Origin of the sequence: Streptomyces sp. CBMA29, assembly GCF_014596445.1 — a bacterium.
Taxonomy (GTDB): Bacteria; Actinomycetota; Actinomycetes; order Streptomycetales; family Streptomycetaceae; genus Actinacidiphila.
Map to the genome: position 1 here is coordinate 31,304 of NZ_MECL01000217.1, position 15,759 is coordinate 47,062.

General features: G+C 71.9%; 13 protein-coding genes. 4 read left to right on the forward strand and 9 right to left on the reverse strand.

The genetic code is table 11. From position 1 onward, the window contains the following. Positions 1-30: 30 nt before the first annotated feature. The 9 genes from BGM09_RS29225 to BGM09_RS29265 all read right to left on the reverse strand — a co-directional run bounded on the left by BGM09_RS29225 (position 31) and on the right by BGM09_RS29265 (position 11,829). Complete coding sequence (locus BGM09_RS29225) at positions 31-1,245, reverse strand: metal-dependent hydrolase family protein (RefSeq protein WP_188284721.1); 1,215 nt, start codon at positions 1,243-1,245, stop codon at positions 31-33. Positions 1,246-1,307: 62 nt separating this feature from the next. Continuing rightward, positions 1,308-2,294: a succinylglutamate desuccinylase/aspartoacylase family protein gene (locus tag BGM09_RS29230; protein WP_188284722.1), complete on the reverse strand. Its 987-nt coding sequence runs from the start codon at positions 2,292-2,294 to the stop codon at positions 1,308-1,310. 142 nt (positions 2,295-2,436) lie between these two features. After that, the gene (locus BGM09_RS29235; protein ID WP_188284723.1) at positions 2,437-3,216 is read right to left on the reverse strand and encodes an IclR family transcriptional regulator; all 780 of its coding nucleotides are present in this window, start codon (positions 3,214-3,216) and stop codon (positions 2,437-2,439) included. 62 nt (positions 3,217-3,278) lie between these two features. Continuing rightward, positions 3,279-4,928, reverse strand: coding sequence for a gamma-glutamyltransferase family protein (locus BGM09_RS29240; protein WP_188284724.1), 1,650 nt, complete (start codon positions 4,926-4,928; stop codon positions 3,279-3,281). After that, positions 4,925-6,520, reverse strand: coding sequence for a DUF885 family protein (locus BGM09_RS29245; RefSeq protein WP_188284725.1), 1,596 nt, complete (start codon positions 6,518-6,520; stop codon positions 4,925-4,927). Before BGM09_RS29245 ends, BGM09_RS29240 begins: the two co-directional genes overlap by 4 nt. A gap of 87 nt (positions 6,521-6,607) precedes the next feature. After that, the gene (locus tag BGM09_RS29250; protein WP_188284726.1) at positions 6,608-8,401 is read right to left on the reverse strand and encodes an ABC transporter permease; all 1,794 of its coding nucleotides are present in this window, start codon (positions 8,399-8,401) and stop codon (positions 6,608-6,610) included. 103 nt (positions 8,402-8,504) lie between these two features. Next, positions 8,505-9,686: a PotD/PotF family extracellular solute-binding protein gene (locus BGM09_RS29255; RefSeq protein ID WP_188284727.1), complete on the reverse strand. Its 1,182-nt coding sequence runs from the start codon at positions 9,684-9,686 to the stop codon at positions 8,505-8,507. A gap of 99 nt (positions 9,687-9,785) precedes the next feature. Then, on the reverse strand, positions 9,786-10,862 hold the full coding sequence (locus BGM09_RS29260) for an ABC transporter ATP-binding protein (RefSeq protein WP_317452939.1): 1,077 nt from the start codon (positions 10,860-10,862) through the stop codon (positions 9,786-9,788). Between the two features lie 313 nt (positions 10,863-11,175). Then, entirely contained in the window at positions 11,176-11,829 is a 654-nt protein-coding gene (locus BGM09_RS29265) for a GntR family transcriptional regulator (RefSeq protein WP_317452940.1), read from the reverse strand. Positions 11,830-12,175: 346 nt separating this feature from the next. Between BGM09_RS29265 and BGM09_RS29270 the strand changes: the two genes are divergently transcribed. The 4 genes from BGM09_RS29270 (at position 12,176) to BGM09_RS29285 (ending at position 15,684) form a co-directional block, all read left to right on the forward strand. Beyond that, a complete protein-coding gene (locus tag BGM09_RS29270; RefSeq protein WP_188284730.1) occupies positions 12,176-13,084 on the forward strand; it encodes a dihydrodipicolinate synthase family protein in 909 nt (302 codons plus the stop codon). After that, positions 13,081-14,082, forward strand: a complete 1,002-nt coding sequence (locus tag BGM09_RS29275) for a proline racemase family protein (protein ID WP_188284731.1) — start codon at positions 13,081-13,083, stop codon at positions 14,080-14,082. Before BGM09_RS29270 ends, BGM09_RS29275 begins: the two co-directional genes overlap by 4 nt. Before the next feature lie 80 nt (positions 14,083-14,162). Further along, a complete protein-coding gene (locus BGM09_RS29280) occupies positions 14,163-15,404 on the forward strand; it encodes an NAD(P)/FAD-dependent oxidoreductase (protein ID WP_188284732.1) in 1,242 nt (413 codons plus the stop codon). Then, positions 15,388-15,684, forward strand: coding sequence for a (2Fe-2S)-binding protein (locus tag BGM09_RS29285; RefSeq protein WP_188284733.1), 297 nt, complete (start codon positions 15,388-15,390; stop codon positions 15,682-15,684). Before BGM09_RS29280 ends, BGM09_RS29285 begins: the two co-directional genes overlap by 17 nt. Positions 15,685-15,759 lie beyond the last annotated feature (75 nt).

Genomic DNA, 15,759 nt, shown 5'->3' on the forward strand with positions numbered 1-15,759 from the left:
GGGGCCCAGGGCGTGTCCGCCGGACACGCCCTAGCGGCGTACCGCGAGGCGGCCCCGTGAGAAGACGGCGGCGACCTCGGCGTCCGGGTCCGCCAGCCGCTCGACGTGGACAGCGGGATTGTGGCGGGTCAGGACGATGTCGGCGCGGGCGCCGGGCGCGAGCACACCGAGTTCACCGGCCGCGCCGAGCAGCCGCGCGCCGGTGGTGGTGGCGCTGCGCAGCACCGCCCAGCCCGGCTGCACCCTGGCCCGCAGCGCGAACTCCCGCGACTGGTGGACGTGCATGGCGCCGAGCAGGTCGGTGCCGAAGGCGATCGGGGCGTCGGCGGCGTGGGCGTGGGCCAGCGCGGTGAGGCCGCTGTCCCGGACGGCCGCGACCTTGGCGGTGCTCGCGGGCGGGAGCCCGTGGAGCGGCCCCTCCTGCGCCAGCACCGTGTACGTCACCAGCGTCGGCACGTAGTACGCGCCGTGCTCGGCGAACAGCCGGGCCTCGTCCGGGCCGATCAGATTGCCGTGCTCGATGGTGCGTACGCCCAGGCGCAGCGCGCGGGCCACCGCCTGCGGGGTGTAGGCGTGCCCGGCGCAGTAGACGCCCGCCCGCGCGGCCTCGTCGACCGCCGCGCGGATCTCGTCCTCGCTGTACTGCGGGGTGTCGATCCGGTCGGTGGGGCTGGAGATCCCGCCGGAGAGCATCAGTTTCACGAACGACGCCCCGGACCGTACGCCTTCGCGTACGGCGGTGCGCAGTGCGTCGGGTCCGTCGACGATCCGGCCGATGCCGGGCACGGCCGGATGGTCGTCGGCGTGGTGCCGGCCCCGGGGTCGGAGGTCGCCGTGGCCCCCGGTCTGCGACAGCGCCTTGCCGCACACGTACAGCCGGGGTCCGGGCGCCAGCCCCTCGTCCAGGGCGTCGGCCAGCCCGGCGTCCGCGCCGCCCGCGTCCCGGACGGTGGTGAAGCCGCGTTCGAGCATCGCGCGCAGTTCCCGTAGCGCGTGCGCGGTGACGTAGCTGGGCGGCATCCCGGTGTCGGCCCACTCGTCGGCGGTCACCGAGGTGACGTGCACGTGGCAGTCGATGAAGCCGGGGACCGCGTACAGGTCGGTGCCGTCCACGTCGCCGGGCGCGAGCGGGTCGGGGGTGTCGGCCGCGACGGCGGTGATCCGGTCTCCCTCCAGGGTGATCCGCCGGTCCCTGAGGATCTGTTCGCTCTCGGGGTCCACCACGTGGACGTGTCTGATGTCCATGCCGGTACGCCGCTCCTCGTCTCCGCTACGCCGGTCGCCCGCTGGTTCGCGCGCCGCTGCGCTCAGGCGCCGAACAACTCGTCGACGGTGGTCGTGGTGCCGGCGTTGCCGACCATGAAGCCGTAGTCGCCCGGCGCGGTGCGGGAGTAGCCCTCGCGGCTGAGCACCAGGATGTTGGAGTCGTACGGCGCGACGAGCTGTTCCAGCGTCTCGAAGGTGTACGGGTCCACGACCTCGCCCAGCACCGTGCCGCCCTTGATCACCTCGCCGAGCCGGTCCGGGGTGAAGTGGGAGATCATCGTGCCGCCCTTGGTGGGGCGCAGCGTGACGAGTTCGGTCATCACCGTCTGCTGCTCGACGATCGCCTCGGGCGCGCCTTCCAGCATGCCGATGCCCTTGAGCATGTTGCGGCCCTGGCGTACGGCCTTGTCGAGGAAGGCGTCGGTGAGCTGCCCGCCGCCGCCCAGTTCGCAGACGGTCGAGGAGATGCCGTTCTTGATCGCCCACGCGTTGGAGGTGCCCTCGTATGGCTCGTGGTGGTAGAGCAGCGCGGCCCCGAAGGACGTGGCCATCTCCCGGCCGTCGTCCATGATGTAGGCGTACTCGACCGTGGAGTACAGGCCGCTGGAGTGGAAGTCCACGAAGTAGTCGGCCTGGAGCATGATCTCGGCCAGCACGGCGGCCAGTTGCTCGGTGACCGAACCGTTGCGGTCGCCGGGGAAGATGCGGTTGAGGTTGAGGCCGTCCTGCGGGGTGAAGCGGGACATCGCCGCGTACGCGTACGGGTTGGCCACCGGTACGGCGACGATCGTGCCCGCCAGTTCCGCGGGGTCGACCGACGAGACGAACCTGCGGATCTCCTCGGGTCCCATGGCCTCGTCGCCGTGGACGCCGCCGAAGGCGACCAGGGTGGGCCCCGGCCGGGCGCCGGTCAGGCGGTGGACGGTGAGCGCGAGGTCGTGCCCGTTGTCCACGCGGGTGACGGGGACGGTCTCGACGGTGTGGCCGGGCTGCGCGGCCGGGGTACCGGTGGCTGTGGTGTCGCTCATCCGCTGTGTCTCCTTGCTGATACGAATATGGGTATCGGTATCGGTACGGGCACTGATACGGGGATCGGTGCCCGGGTTCTTGTCGTCACCGGAGGCCGGGGACGCGCCGGGGGCCGGGGACGGTGTCCCCGGCCGGGCGGGGTCACCGCATGTCGCCGATCGCGGACGCCTCCTGGCGCAGCGCGGGAACGGCTCCTTCGGCGAGGTCGAGGGTGAAGCGGGCGGCGGGTCCGCTGATGGAGAGTCCGGCGACCGCGACGCCGTCGGGGCCGACGACGGCGGCGGCCCGGCAGCGCAGGCCCACGCTGTAGGTCTCCTCGTCCACGGCGTAGCCGCGCCGCCTGGCCTCCTCCAGCTCCGGCTGCATCTTCTCCAGCGTGGCCTCGGGGTCCGCCACGTCGGCGCCGCGCAGCAGCGCGAGCTGCCGGGCGCGCGGCAGCCGGGACATGATGGCCTTGCCGAGCGCGGAGTTGTCGGGCGGGATGAACTCGCCGATGCGGTTCACCGCGCGCAGCGGCTGCTCGGACTCGGTGCGGGCGATAATGAACATGCTGTTCCCGACGATGCGTCCGGCGGTCGTGCTCTCGCCGGTGACGCCGGTGAGCAGCCGGGTGGCCTGCTGGAGGCGGTCGTTGCTGTAGAGGTGTTCGCTGACGGCCGCGGCCATGGCGGCGAGCCGTCGGCCGGGCACGAAGCGGTGCGAGGTGGTCTCGTTGAGGAAGCCCCAGGTGACGAGCTGGGCCGTCAGCCGGGAGACGGTGGACAGCGGCGCGTCGGCCGCCGCCGCCAGTTCGGTGAGGGTCAGCGGTGCGCCCTCGGCGACCACGGACTGCTCCAGCAGGTTGAGGATGCGCCCCATGTAGCTGGGTGACTTGGTGTTCTCGGTGGGGGCGGGTACGGGGACTTCGGTGTCCTCTGCCATGGGTACGTGCGTCTCCTGTCGTCCCAAGTCGGTTGCGGTGGGCGGCTGTTCGGGCGGGTCGGTCACCATCCCGTGGCCCGTCCCGGGCGCCGCGGGTCGCAGTATCCGTGGCGGTGGCCGTCCGCGTCGACTTCCACCGCGTGGACGGAACCGAAGTGCCAGAAGTAGGGGGTGGTCAGTCGTACGTCGGCGCCGTAGCGGCTGGCGAGCGCGTCCAGCACCCGCGGGTCGACGCGTGCCTCGACGGTGAACGGCTGGTCGGTCTGGGCGCCTTGGAAGCGCGGCGCGTCGATCGACTCGGCCAGGTCGAGGCCGTATCCGAGGTGGTTGGCCAGGACGATCGCGGTGGCGCGCGCGGACAGGCCCGGTGACCCGAGGGCCAGGTGCGGGGTCCCGTCGCGGGCGACCATGGTGGGCGGGAAGGGCGACAGGACGCGCCGCCCTTCGCCGTCGCCGGTGCCGGGGAAGCTGTTGCCGCTGTTGACGTGGATGCCGTCCACGACCAGGCCGGTGCCGAAGGTGGTGCCGTAGACGCTGTGGGTGAGCGAGGCCATGTTGCCCGCGCCGTCCACCGCCACGACGTGGTCGGTGTTGTTGGTGTGCGGCGCGCCGGGAGGCCGGACCGTACCGCCGCTCGCGGGCGCCGGATCGCGTCGGGTGTTGCCGCGGATCAGCGCGGCCAGCGACGCCGTGAAGCCGGGCGAGAGGAGTTCGTCCACGGGTACGTCGAAGGACAGCGGGTCCTTCACGAAGCGCTCGGTGAAGAATTCGGCGAACGCCATGGCGCGTCGCAGCACTTCGAGGGCTTCGGCGTCGCGGGTGTAGTGGCCAAGGGCGGGCAGGTCGATGTGTTCCAGGATGCCGAGCACGAGGCCGATGAGGACGCCCGCGGACGACGGGGGCGGGGCGCCGACGATCTCGTGGTCCCGGTAGGCGCGCCGCACCGGCCGGCTCGCGCGGGCGGTGTAGTCGTCCAGGTCGCGGGCGGTCACGGTGCCGCCGGTCTCGCGGACGGCGGTCACGAAGCGCGACGCCCACGCGCCGCGGTAGACGTGGTCGGGGCCGTCCGCGGCGATCCGCCGCATCGTCTCGGCCAGCGCCGGGCGGACCAGCAGCTCCCCCACGGGCGGTACGTGGCCGTCGGGCAGGAATTCGGCGCGGCCCGAGGGGTGTGCGGCCAACCGGCCCGCGGCGGCCTCGAAAGCCTCGCCGTACAGGAAGGAGTACATCGGGAAGCCGGCCGCGGCGACCTCGACCGCGGGCGCGAAGTAGTCGGCCCAGGGGATGCTGCCGTGGCGTTCCATGGCGAGGTGCATGCCCGCGACCGCGCCGGGGACCGCGACGCGGCGGCCGCAGGAGGCGCCCAGGGCGCCGTCCACCGTCACGTAGTGGTCCCAGGTGGCGGAGACCGGCGGGCTGTCGCGGGTGTGGTCGAGTTCGCCGTCGATGTAGTCGTACGTACGACGGGCGGCGTCGTAGTAGAGCACGGACATGCCACCGGCCAGGGTGGTCATCTGCGGTTCGACCACGCCTTGCAGGGGGACGGCGGTCAGCACCGCGTCCATGGCGTTGCCGCCGCTCCGCAGGACGTCGAGCATCGCGTCGGCGACGGCCGGGTGCATGGCGGAGACCATGGCGGTGCCGCCGTGGGCGGAGTCCTTCCGCCCCTGTTCGAGTGCCCGGTCCACGACCGGCCGCCGGCCCGCCGTCATGCCGGCCCGCTCCCCTGGTCGGCCGGCGCGCCCGGACCCGGCTGCGGGAGCGGCGCCGGGCCGATGCCCATGGCCGAGGCCACCAGGCCGACCGGCGGGGAGCCGAAGGCCATCAGCTCACGGTGGAAGCGCGGCAGCGTGAAGCCGCTGCCCCACGCGGTCTTCGCCTGGTCGCGCAGCCGCCGCATGAGGACCTTTCCCCAGGTGTAGCGGATGTACGTCGGCTCCCACACACCGCGCAGCGCCTCGGCCCGCGCGGCGGGGCCCGCCAGGAACGCCTTGCGTTCGAAGAGGGCGACGGCGTCGTCGAGGGTGAGGGCGCCGGTGTGGATGCCGAGCGCGGCCTGGACGCGGACGACCCGCATCATGGCTTCCTGCGCCATGCCGAACTGGTAAAGGGGGCTGTCGTTCTGGTAGCCCTCCTCCCACATCATCTCCTCGGCGTAGTGCGCCCAGCCCTCGAAGAACAGCTCGGACCAGAGCGTCTTGCGGATCGGCCGGTCGACCTTGCCCATCATCAGGGCGTGGCTACAGTGACCGGGCCCGATCTCGTGGACGGCCATCACGGCCATCGCGGGCCGGTTGAACCGGGACAGCCAGGCGCGGTGGTCGTCGAGCGACCAGTGCGGCGAGGGTCCGGTCACATGGAAGAGCGAGTGGCCGCGGGTCTCCCACGGCGCGGTCCAGCTCACCCGGCCCGCCGCCCAACTCCGCGCGGGCGGGCTGGGCTCGATGACGCACGCCTCGTCGACGACGGGCACCAGCTCCCGCTCGCGCACGAAGCGCGCGGCCAGCGCGACCTGGGCCTGGGTGTCGGCGAGGATCCGCGGGAAGTCGCCGTGGTCGGCGCGTACCCGGGCGCTGAGCCGCCGGGTCCTGGCGGCCGGGTCGTCGGCGCCCGCGGGGTCGAGCCGGGCCGCGGCGTCGTCCAGGACGTCGCTCATCCGCGCGTACTCGCTGTCGGCCATGGCGGCCAGTTCGTCCAGGTCCACCGGGACGCGGTCCTCGCAGCCGAGGAGCGCGGTGAGGTCGGCCCTGCCGAGTCCCGCTGCCGGCGCGGCCTCGCGCGCCGCGTGTTCGAGGTGGGCGGTCAGCCGTTCCAGCGCGGCCAGGGCGCGTACGCCGTCCTCGCCGTCGTCGGCGCGGACCTCGGCGGCCATGCCGCGCGCCGCGGGCAGGAACATCCCGGCGACGGAGGAGGACAGTTCGTCCAGCGCCTCGATCGCGTTGTCGACGGCGTCCGGCCAGAGCCGCAGGTGGCGGCGCCTGGCCTCGGCCCGTACCGCGTCGTCGTCGTAGGGCCGGTCGTACGGCGACAGGTCCAGCGCCTCGATGTGCACCCAGGGGTCCCAGCGGTGCTGGCGGATACGGCCGAACCGCGTCCGCATCGCGTTCTCGGTGGCGGCGAGCTGTGCCTCGTCGTGCGCGTCGTCCAGCGCGGGACCGCCCAGCGCGGCCAGCGCCGAGGCCACCCCGGCAGGCGACAGGTCGACGATCGTGCCGTCGTACTCGTCGTGCAGTCCTGAGTATTCGCGCAGGTAGGCGGCGTCCAGGTCGCAGACGTGGCGCAGCCGTGGGAACAGCTCAGCCATCGGGGGTCTCCTTGGTGGTACGAAGGCGGGTGGTGTGCGGGTACGCGGACGCGGGTGCGCCGTGCCCGATGCGGTGGTGGCGGTCGGTCACAGCTCCAGGCGTCGGCCGCGCTGGACGACGCGCAGGAGCAGGGCGCCGAGTCCGACGACGAGCACCGACAGCGCGGTCATGATCGTGGACAGGGCCGCGGGGGTCGGGTCCTGGTAGTTGTTGAGGTAGCCGTACATCCACACCGGCAGGGTCTGCTGGTCGGAGGTGAGCAGGAAGATCGAGAGGTCGATCTCGTTGAAGCTGACCAGGAAGGCGAAGACTCCGCTGATCAGCAGGGCGGGCGCGATCTGCGGCAGCGTCGTGCGCAGGAAGGCGCGCAGCGGCGAGGCGCCGAGGTCGATCGCCGCGTAGTCCAGGGTGCGGTCGGCGCGGGTCAGGGCCGCGGACAGCAGCACGATCACGAACGGCACGGTCGCCACGGTGTGGGCGAGGACCACCGCCCACCGGCCGGAGGGCAGGCCCGCCCGTGCGAGCAGCATGAACACGGCGAAGCCGAAGGCGATCTTGGGCACCACGACGGGTGAGAAGAGCGCCGACTGGACCATGCCGCTGCCCCGGAAGCGGTAGCGCACCAGGGCGACCGCGCCGGCGGAGCCGAGCAGGACGGCGAGCACGGCGACCAGCGCCCCGATCCACAGGCTGCCGACGAAGGCGTCCATGACGCCGTCCTGGTGGTAGAGGTTGGTGTACCAGCGGGTGGAGAAGCCGGGCGGCGGCCATACCCCGTAGGAGACCGACGACAGCGAACTGATCACGACGATCGCGGCGGGCACGAGCTGGAAGGCGTACAGCACGGCCATCCACACGCCGAGTCCGCGGATGCCGCGGGGCGGCGAGGGGCTGATGGTGACTCCGCCCTGGTCGGCCTCGGCGAACCGGCGCTGAAGGAGGACGAACGCTCCGGTGGAGACCAGGGCCAGGATCAGCAGCACCAGGGCGCAGACGGAGGCGCCCGGATAGTCCGTGGTGCCGACCAGGGAGTAGATGCTGGTGGACAGGGTCGCGACCCGCCCGCCGCCGAGGAGGCTGGGGGCGGTGAAGCTGGAGATGGTCAGGGCGAAGGTGAGCTGGCATCCGGCGATCAGGCCCGGCGCGCTCAGCGGCAGGGTGATCGAGCGGAAGGTGCGCCAGCGGGAGGCGCCGAAGTCGTCGGCCGCGTCGGCGAGGGTGCCGTCGATCTGCCGGAAGGTGCTGCTGATCGGCAGGACCATCAGCGGCAGCAGGGTGTGCACGAGGGCGATGACGACGGCGCTGCGCTCGTAGAGCAGGTGGACGGGGCCGATGCCGAACAGGCCGAGCGCGGAGTTGAGGAAACCCTCCTGGCCGAGCAGCAGTTGCCAGGCGTAGACGCTGGCGATGCCGGAGAAGACCAGCGAGGAGAAGACCACCGCGTACCCGGCGTTGCGCCAGCCGGTCCGTTTGGTGTGGTGCAGTGCCAGGGCGGTCAGGTAGCCGACGACCGCGGTGATCGCGGTGACCAGCAGACCGACGAGTACGGTCTGCCAGATCACCGACCAGTAGTAGGAGCTGGTGAGGACCTTCGTCCACGTGGCCAGGGTGTTGGTGGTGTTGACGCCACCGGGCTGGTACTTCTGGAGGGAGTACTCGACGAGCGACTCCATGGCGAAGGCGAACACCGCGAGCAGCAGCACGATGCTGGGCGCGAGCAGCAGCAGTGCGGTGCGCCGGTCGCGGCCCTTGCCGGTGAAGGCTTTGGGCTGTCCTCGGCGGGGTCCCGGCCTTCCCGGGGCCGGGCGCTCCGCCGTGGCCGTCGCCGCCCCGCTCACCGGGGCGGCTTCTCGTATGCCGCCTGGAGGGTTGTCCGCCATCGTGCAGGTCCTTCCGGTCGTGGGTGGACGTCGTCGGGGCTGAGCCGTAAGAGCTGGGCCGTCAGAACTGAGCCGTAGGAACTGGGCCGTAAGGTCTGGGCCGTCAGATCTTGGAGACGACTTCCTCGTTCCACCGCGCGGTCCAGGCGGCCATGTTCTTGCCGACGGTGTCCCAGTCGACGTCCACGAACTTCTGGTCGGGGCCGGCGGCGATGGCCGGGATGGCCTGGAGCTTCGGGGTCAGCTTCGAGGTGCTGGAGGCGGGGATCTCGACCGAGGTGTCCACCCAGCGCTGGTTCCACTTGGGCTGGAGCATCTCGTTGACGATGTCGTAGCAGACCTCGAGCTGGTCGTCGGAGGAACCGGAGTTGATGTTGACGCCGACCGGGTCGAAGAAGGCGCCCTCGGTGGGACGGCTGAAGCCCAGCGGCGCGCCCTGGGCGTGCCAGGCCGTCGAGGTGCCCAGGTAGTGCGAGGTCAGCGGGGCCTCGCTGGTGGAGAGCACGTTGAGGAACTGGGGGTTGGCCGTCACGATCGTGCGGATGTTCTTGGCGTGCTCGATCCACAGCGTGAAACCGGGGTCCATGTTGTCCCAGCCGCCGCCGTTGAGCTTGGCGGCCATGCCGATGGCCCACCAGGGGATGGTGAAGAAACAGAGCTTTCCGCGCTGGTCGGGCGACCACAGGTCCGTCCAGGACGTGAAGCCCTTGGGATAGGTCTTGGTGTTGTAGACCAGACCCATCTGGTCGGCCCCGAACACCACACCGCAGTGGTCGCGCTCGACGAACTGGGCGTGCAGTTGTGAGGTGTTGGGGATCTTGCTGTAGTCCAGCTTGAGGTACATACCGGTGGCCTTGCCGGTGGCCGTCGCGCCGCCGTTGGAGAAGACCAGGTTGTTCAGGGGCTTGTGCGGGTTCGCCTGGTAGGCGGCGGTCTGCTTGGCGAGGTTGAGCGTGTCGTCGATCTTGATCTGTACGTTGGGGTGCTTGTCCTGGTACTCCTTGGCGAACTCCCTGGGCATCAGGCCGAGATCGGCGCCCGCGAAGGGGGTCATGGTGATGGTGAGCTTCTTGCCCGCGCCCTTGCCCGCGCCCGAACTCGCCGACGTACCGGGCTGCTTGTTCGAGGCGCAGGCGGCCAGGAACAGTCCGGCCGCCACCGCGCCGCCGCCGGTCAGCAGCGAGCGCCGCGACACCGGGGTACGGCCGGTGCCTTCCCCTGCGGGCGACGCGGCTCCGGCCGCCGCCGCCTTGTCCCCGTTCGATCTGCCCGTGTTGCTGTGCATGGTCTCTCCCTGGGTGGTCACAGCACTTGTGGTGGTGGGCCCGCGCTCGGCCAGGACTGTGGTGCGGACAGGCCCCGCGGCCTGTCGCGCGGAGGAGTCCTAGGCGCCGGCGCCGAGCATGACGGCGGCGTCGGACGGCCAGCCGATCTCGACCTCGTCCCCCGTGGCGATCCCCCGTGCGTCCTTGGCGGGGAGTTGTACGACCAGTTCCTGCCTGGAGTCGGCCACGGCCACCTGGAAGCGGATGCTCGCTCCCTGGAAGGTCAGGTCCGTGACGCGGGCCGTGAAGAGGTTGTCGAAGCCGCTGGTCAGCCGGGGCCGCATGGCGATGGCCTCAGGCCGGACCGACAGCGCCGTGCCGGGCCCCGGCGTGCGGCAGGTGAAGCCGTCCGCGCGCAGCACCCGGTCGTCGACCGCGCCGCGGATGATGTTGGTGTCGCCGAGGAACGTGGCGACGAATTCGGTGGCGGGGCGGTCGTAGAGCTCGTCGGGCCGGCCGACCTGCTCGACACGGCCCTGGTTCATCAGGGCGATCCGGTCGGAGATGGTGAACGCCTCGGTCTGGTCGTGGGTGACGAAGACGAAGGTGGTCCCTGACTCCTGCTGGATCTGCTTCAGGGCGCGCTGCATCTGCACCCGCAGCCGCAGGTCCAGCGCGCCCAGGGGTTCGTCGAGCAGCAGCACGGCGGGCTTGTTGGCCAGGGCGCGGGCGATCGCCACCCGCTGCTGCTGGCCGCCGGACAACTGGGCGGGCTTGCGGTTGGCGTAACCCGCGAGGTCGACCAGGTCCAGCATGTCGCTGACGGTCGACCGGATCTCCGCCCGTGACTGGCGGCGGATCTTCGGACCGAAGGCGATGTTTTCGGCCACGGTGAGGTGCGGGAAGAGCGCCAGTCTCTGGAAGATCAGGTTGGTCGGCCGCTTGTTGGGCGGCACTCCGGTCATGTCCTTGCCCGCGATGGCGACAGTGCCTTCCGTGGGCTGTTCGAGACCGGCGAGTATGCGCAGTGTGGTGGACTTGCCGCATCCCGACGGTCCCAGGAGCGAGAAGAACTCACCGCGCCTGACACCGAGGTTCATGCTGGTCACCGCGGTCTCGCCGCCGGGATAGGTCTTGCTGACATTGGTCAATCGGGCGTCGAGAGCCGACGGATCGTCCGGGTTCACAGCGTTCACCTGAACTTCCATTCATTGGAACTTGGCTTCCACTGGGGTGAGCAGGACGCTAAGTGAGCGACAAGGGTGCGGTCAACGGTCGATCACGAAGTTCTTGAATCGGCGACGACGCACAGAGCACCGTTCAAGCCATCCGACCGGGCTCGCGAGCGGGCCGGGAACTCGTCGACCCGGCGCTCAACACCCGCCCGCCACCTGCGAGTTGACTCCCCCGGCGGCACCGGGCCGAGCCCGCGCGGAGCGCCGCCGCGGCGAGGAGAAAATTTCGTCCGATCCGCCCGGTAAAACCTGTGTTACGCGGACGGAAGGGACGTCAGCGCGCCGCCCAGAGCCCCCGGACATGCCCGATGTGCCGGTGCATCATCAGTTCGGCGCCCACCGCGTCGCCGTACTCCACGAAGTCCGTGAGCTGGTGGTGCTCCATCGCCGACTCGACGAGGCTGCCGTCGGCGAGCAGCGGCGCGAGGCCCAGCAACCGGGTCCGGGCGCGCAGACCCGCGACGACGTTCACCAGGTGCTGGTTTCCGGTGTAGCCCAGCAGCGTGAGGTGGAAGATCCGGTCGGCCTCGACGTATCCGACCAGGTCACCGGCGCGCGCGGCGACGACGATGTGCTCGGCGAGCGTGCGCAGCAGGGGCAGGTCGGCGGCCGGGACCAGCGGGACGACGGCGCGTACGGCGGGCGGTTCGATCAGCAGACGGACCGCGGTGATCTGGTCCAGGTCCTGGTCGGAGACCTCCGTGATCCGGAAGCCCTTGTTGGGCTGGGCCACCGCGAGCCCCTCCTTGACCAGGTCGAGCATGGCCTCCCGCACCGGGGTGGAGGACACGCCGAAGCGCGCCGCCAGACTGGGAGCGGAGTAGACCGCGCCCGGGATCAGGTCCCCGGAGACCACGGCGGCGCGCAGTTCGTTGCGCACCCGGTCCCGCTGCGTCTCCCGGCCGTCGGCGCTCTGCCCACCGCTCACGTGCCCCGCCCTTCGGCTCTCCCGCGCCCCGCCGCCCGGCCGACGCATCGCCTGTCCGGGGTCAGGATGACAGCCGGTCGGGGCGCGGGAGCGACGGGGCAGAGAGTCAATGAGGTTTCATTGTGTGACGCAATGATATCCACGGACCCGCGAGCCGGGTACGAAAAGGGCAAAGCCGCACGTCCATGTGCTGTTCGCCCGAAGATCCGTCGGGGTCTGGCATCAGTGCCATTGCACAGCTACTGTGACAGCGCGGCGCCCGCGGTCCCGGCGGCCGGTCCGCGGCGCCCCCGTCGTCCTCGCACCGCCGAGGCGGCGCATCCGCCCTTCCCGTGAGGAGAACCGCATGTCCGACACCCAGGCGCAACCCTGGCACGGGGTCTACGTCGCCACCGCGCTCCCGTTCCGCCACGACGGTTCGGTCGACCTCGACGCGTACGGCGAGCACGTCCGGTTCCTGGCCGACGGCGGCTGCCGCGGCGTGTGCCCCAACGGTTCGCTCGGCGAGTACCAGACCCTCGGAATCGACGAGCGGACCCGGGTGATGCGGACCGCGATCGAGGCGGCCCCCGAGGGGTTCGGGGTGATGCCCGGTGTGGCCGCGTACGGGTCGCGGGAGGTCTGCGGGTGGATCGAGCGGGCGGCGGAGGCCGGCGCCGCCTCCGTCCTGCTGCTGCCGCCCAACTCCTACCGGGCCTCGCGCTCCGACGTCGTCGCCCACTACCGCGAGGCCGCGCGGGTCGGGCTGCCCGTGGTCGCGTACAACAACCCCATCGACACCAAGGTCGACCTCACCCCCGACCTGCTCGCCGAACTGCACGCCGAGAATCTGATCGTGGCGGTCAAGGAGTTCAGCGGCGATCCGCGCCGCGGCTATCTGCTGGCCGAGTCGGCGCCGGGCCTGGACCTGATCGTCGGCGCCGACGACATGGTGCTTGAACTGGGGCTCGCGGGCGCGGTCGGCTGGATCGCGGGCTACACCAACGCGTTCCCGGCCACCACCGTCGAGATGTTCCGTCTGATCACGTCGGACGACCCCGCCGACGTACCGGCCGGAATCGCCCTCTACCGCTCGCTGCACGCGCTGCTGCGCTGGGACTCCAAGACGGAATTCGTCCAGGCCATCAAGCTGTCCATGGACGTGGCCGGACGGTACGGCGGCCCCTGCCGTCCGCCGCGCGGTCCGCTGCCCGACGATGTCGCCGCGCGGATCACCGAGCTGACGAAGGCCGCGGTGGCTGAGGGCTACCGATGAGGGCGCGGCGCGTCTTCCACGCCGTCGACTCCCACACCGAGGGCATGCCGACCCGAGTGATCACCGGCGGCGTGGGCGTCCTGCCGGGCAGCACCATGGCCGAGCGCCGTACGTGGTTCATGGCCAACAAGGACGACCTGCGCACCCTGCTGATGTACGAGCCGCGCGGGCACGCCGCGATGAGCGGTGCGATCCTCCAGCCCCCGACCCGGCCCGACGCCGACTGGGGTGTGCTGTTCATCGAGGTGTCCGGGGTACTGCCCATGTGCGGCCACGGCACCATCGGGGTGGCGACCGTGCTGGTCGAGACCGGCATGGTGGAGGTCCGCGAACCGGTCACCGTGATCCGGCTGGACACCCCGGCGGGGCTGGTCACCGTGGAGGTGGCGGTCGAGGACGGCGCCGCCAGGTCGGTGACGCTGCGCAATGTCGCCTCCTACGCGCACGCGCTGGACCGGACCGTCACCGTGCCCGGCCTCGGCGAGGTGGGCTACGACCTCGCCTTCGGCGGCAACTTCTACGCCGTCGTCGACCTGGAGCGGATCGGCCTGCCCTTCGACCGGCAGGAGGGCGGACGGCTGCTGGAGGCGGGCCTGGCCGTCATGGCGGCGATCAACGAGGCTGACGAGCCGGTCCATCCCGAGCGCCCTGACATCCGCGGCTGCCACCACGTCTATCTCACCGCGCCCGGCTCCACCGCCCGCCACTCCCGGCACGCCATGGCCATCCACCCCGGCTGGTTCGACCGCTCCCCGTGCGGTACGGGGACCAGCGCGCGGATGGCGCAGTTGCACGCCCGCGGGGAGCTTCCGCTGGACACCGACTTCGTGAACGAGTCGTTCATCGGCACCCGCTTCGTCGGCCGTCTGGTGGAGGAGACCGAGGTGGGCGGCGTCCCCGCGGTGGTACCGACCGTCACCGGGCGGGCATGGATCACCGGTACCGCCCAGTACATGCTCGACCCCGACGACCCCTTTCCCGCGGGATTCCTCCTGTAGTTCCCTGCCTGGGGACCCCGCGTCCACACCTGCCGGTAGACCCCACGCCCCACCCCTGACCTCCGACCGGGAAGGCCGCCATGCGCACACCGCACCCGCCCGCGTCGCGAACGGCGCCGCGCCCGGCAACGGCGTCCGACACCGCGGACCTCGTCGTCATCGGCGCGGGCGTGATCGGGGCCGCCGCCGCGTACTTCGCGGCGCGCGCCGGTCTCGACGTCACGGTCCTGGACCGCGGTCCGCTGGCGGGCGGCACCTCCAGCGCGGGCGAGGGCAATCTGCTGGTCTCCGACAAGGAGCCAGGCCCCGAACTCGATCTGGCCCTGCTCTCGCTGCGCGTGTGGCGTGAGGACCTCGCGGAGCACGCCGGCCTGTGGGAGTACGAACCGAAGGGCGGTCTGGTCGTGGCGGCCACCGCGGAGGGTTCGGGGACCCTGGCCGCGCTCGTCCGGCATCAGCGCACCCTCGGCGTCGAGGCGGTCGAGGTGTCCGGCGACGAACTGCCCGGCTACGAACCGCTGCTGTCACGGGCGCTGGTCTCCGGCGCGTTCTACCCGCAGGACGCCCAGGTGCAGCCCGTGCTCGTCGTCGCGCACCTGCTGCGCCTGGCCCGTGAGGCGGGCGCGCGGGTCAGGACCGGCACGGAGGTCACCGGTTTCCGCAAGGCCGGGGAACGGATCACCGGCGTCGACACCGACCGCGGTCCCGTGCACGCCCCGGCCGTGCTCAACGCGGCGGGACCGTGGGCGGGCGACGTGGCAGCGCTGGCCGGAGTACGGGTGCCGGTGCTCCCCCGGCGCGGCGCCGTCCTGGTCACCCGGCCGCTCCCCCTCGTCATCCGGCACAAGGTCTACGCCGCCGAGTACGTCGCCGATGTGGCCAGCGGTGACGCCGCCCTCCAGACCTCGCCCGTGGTGGAGGGCACCCGCGCGGGCACCGTCCTGATCGGCTCCTCGCGCGAACGCGTCGGCTTCGACCGGCGACTCTCCCCCGGCGTCCCCGCGGCGCTGGCCCGCAAGGCCATCGCGCTCTTCCCGTTCCTGGCCTCGGTCCCGGCGCTGCGCTCCTACGTCGGCTTCCGCCCCTACTGCCCCGACCACGTGCCGGTGATCGGGCCCGACCCGCGGGCTCCGGGGCTGTGGCACGCCTGCGGGCACGAGGGCGCAGGGATCGGTCTGTCGGCGGGTACGGCCAGCCTGCTCGTCGGTGCGATGACCGGTCAGGCCGTACCGCTGGACCTCGCGCCCTTCGCCCCGGAGCGCTTCGACACGAGCCCGCCCACCGAGGAACCGCAGGAGGAACCCCGTGCCCCCTCACGCTGACGACCTCGCGGCGCCCTGCACCGTGTTCCTCGACGGCCGGCCGGTCCCGGCGCGCGAGGGCCGGAGCGTCGGCTCCGCCCTGATGGCGGCGGGCATCGTCGCCTGGCGGTCGACCCGGGTCGAGGGCCGACCGCGCGGCCTGTTCTGCGGGATCGGCGTCTGCTTCGACTGCCTGATCACCGTGGACGGCCACCGCGACCAGCGCGCCTGCCAGGTGCCCGCGGCCGACGGTATGCGGCTGGAGACGACGCCTGCCACGTACGAAGGAGCCGACCGATGACGGGAGCGGCCATGACGGCGCAAGCCGGGGGCGCGCGGGCCGAGGTCGCGGTGGTCGGCGCCGGCCCCGCGGGGC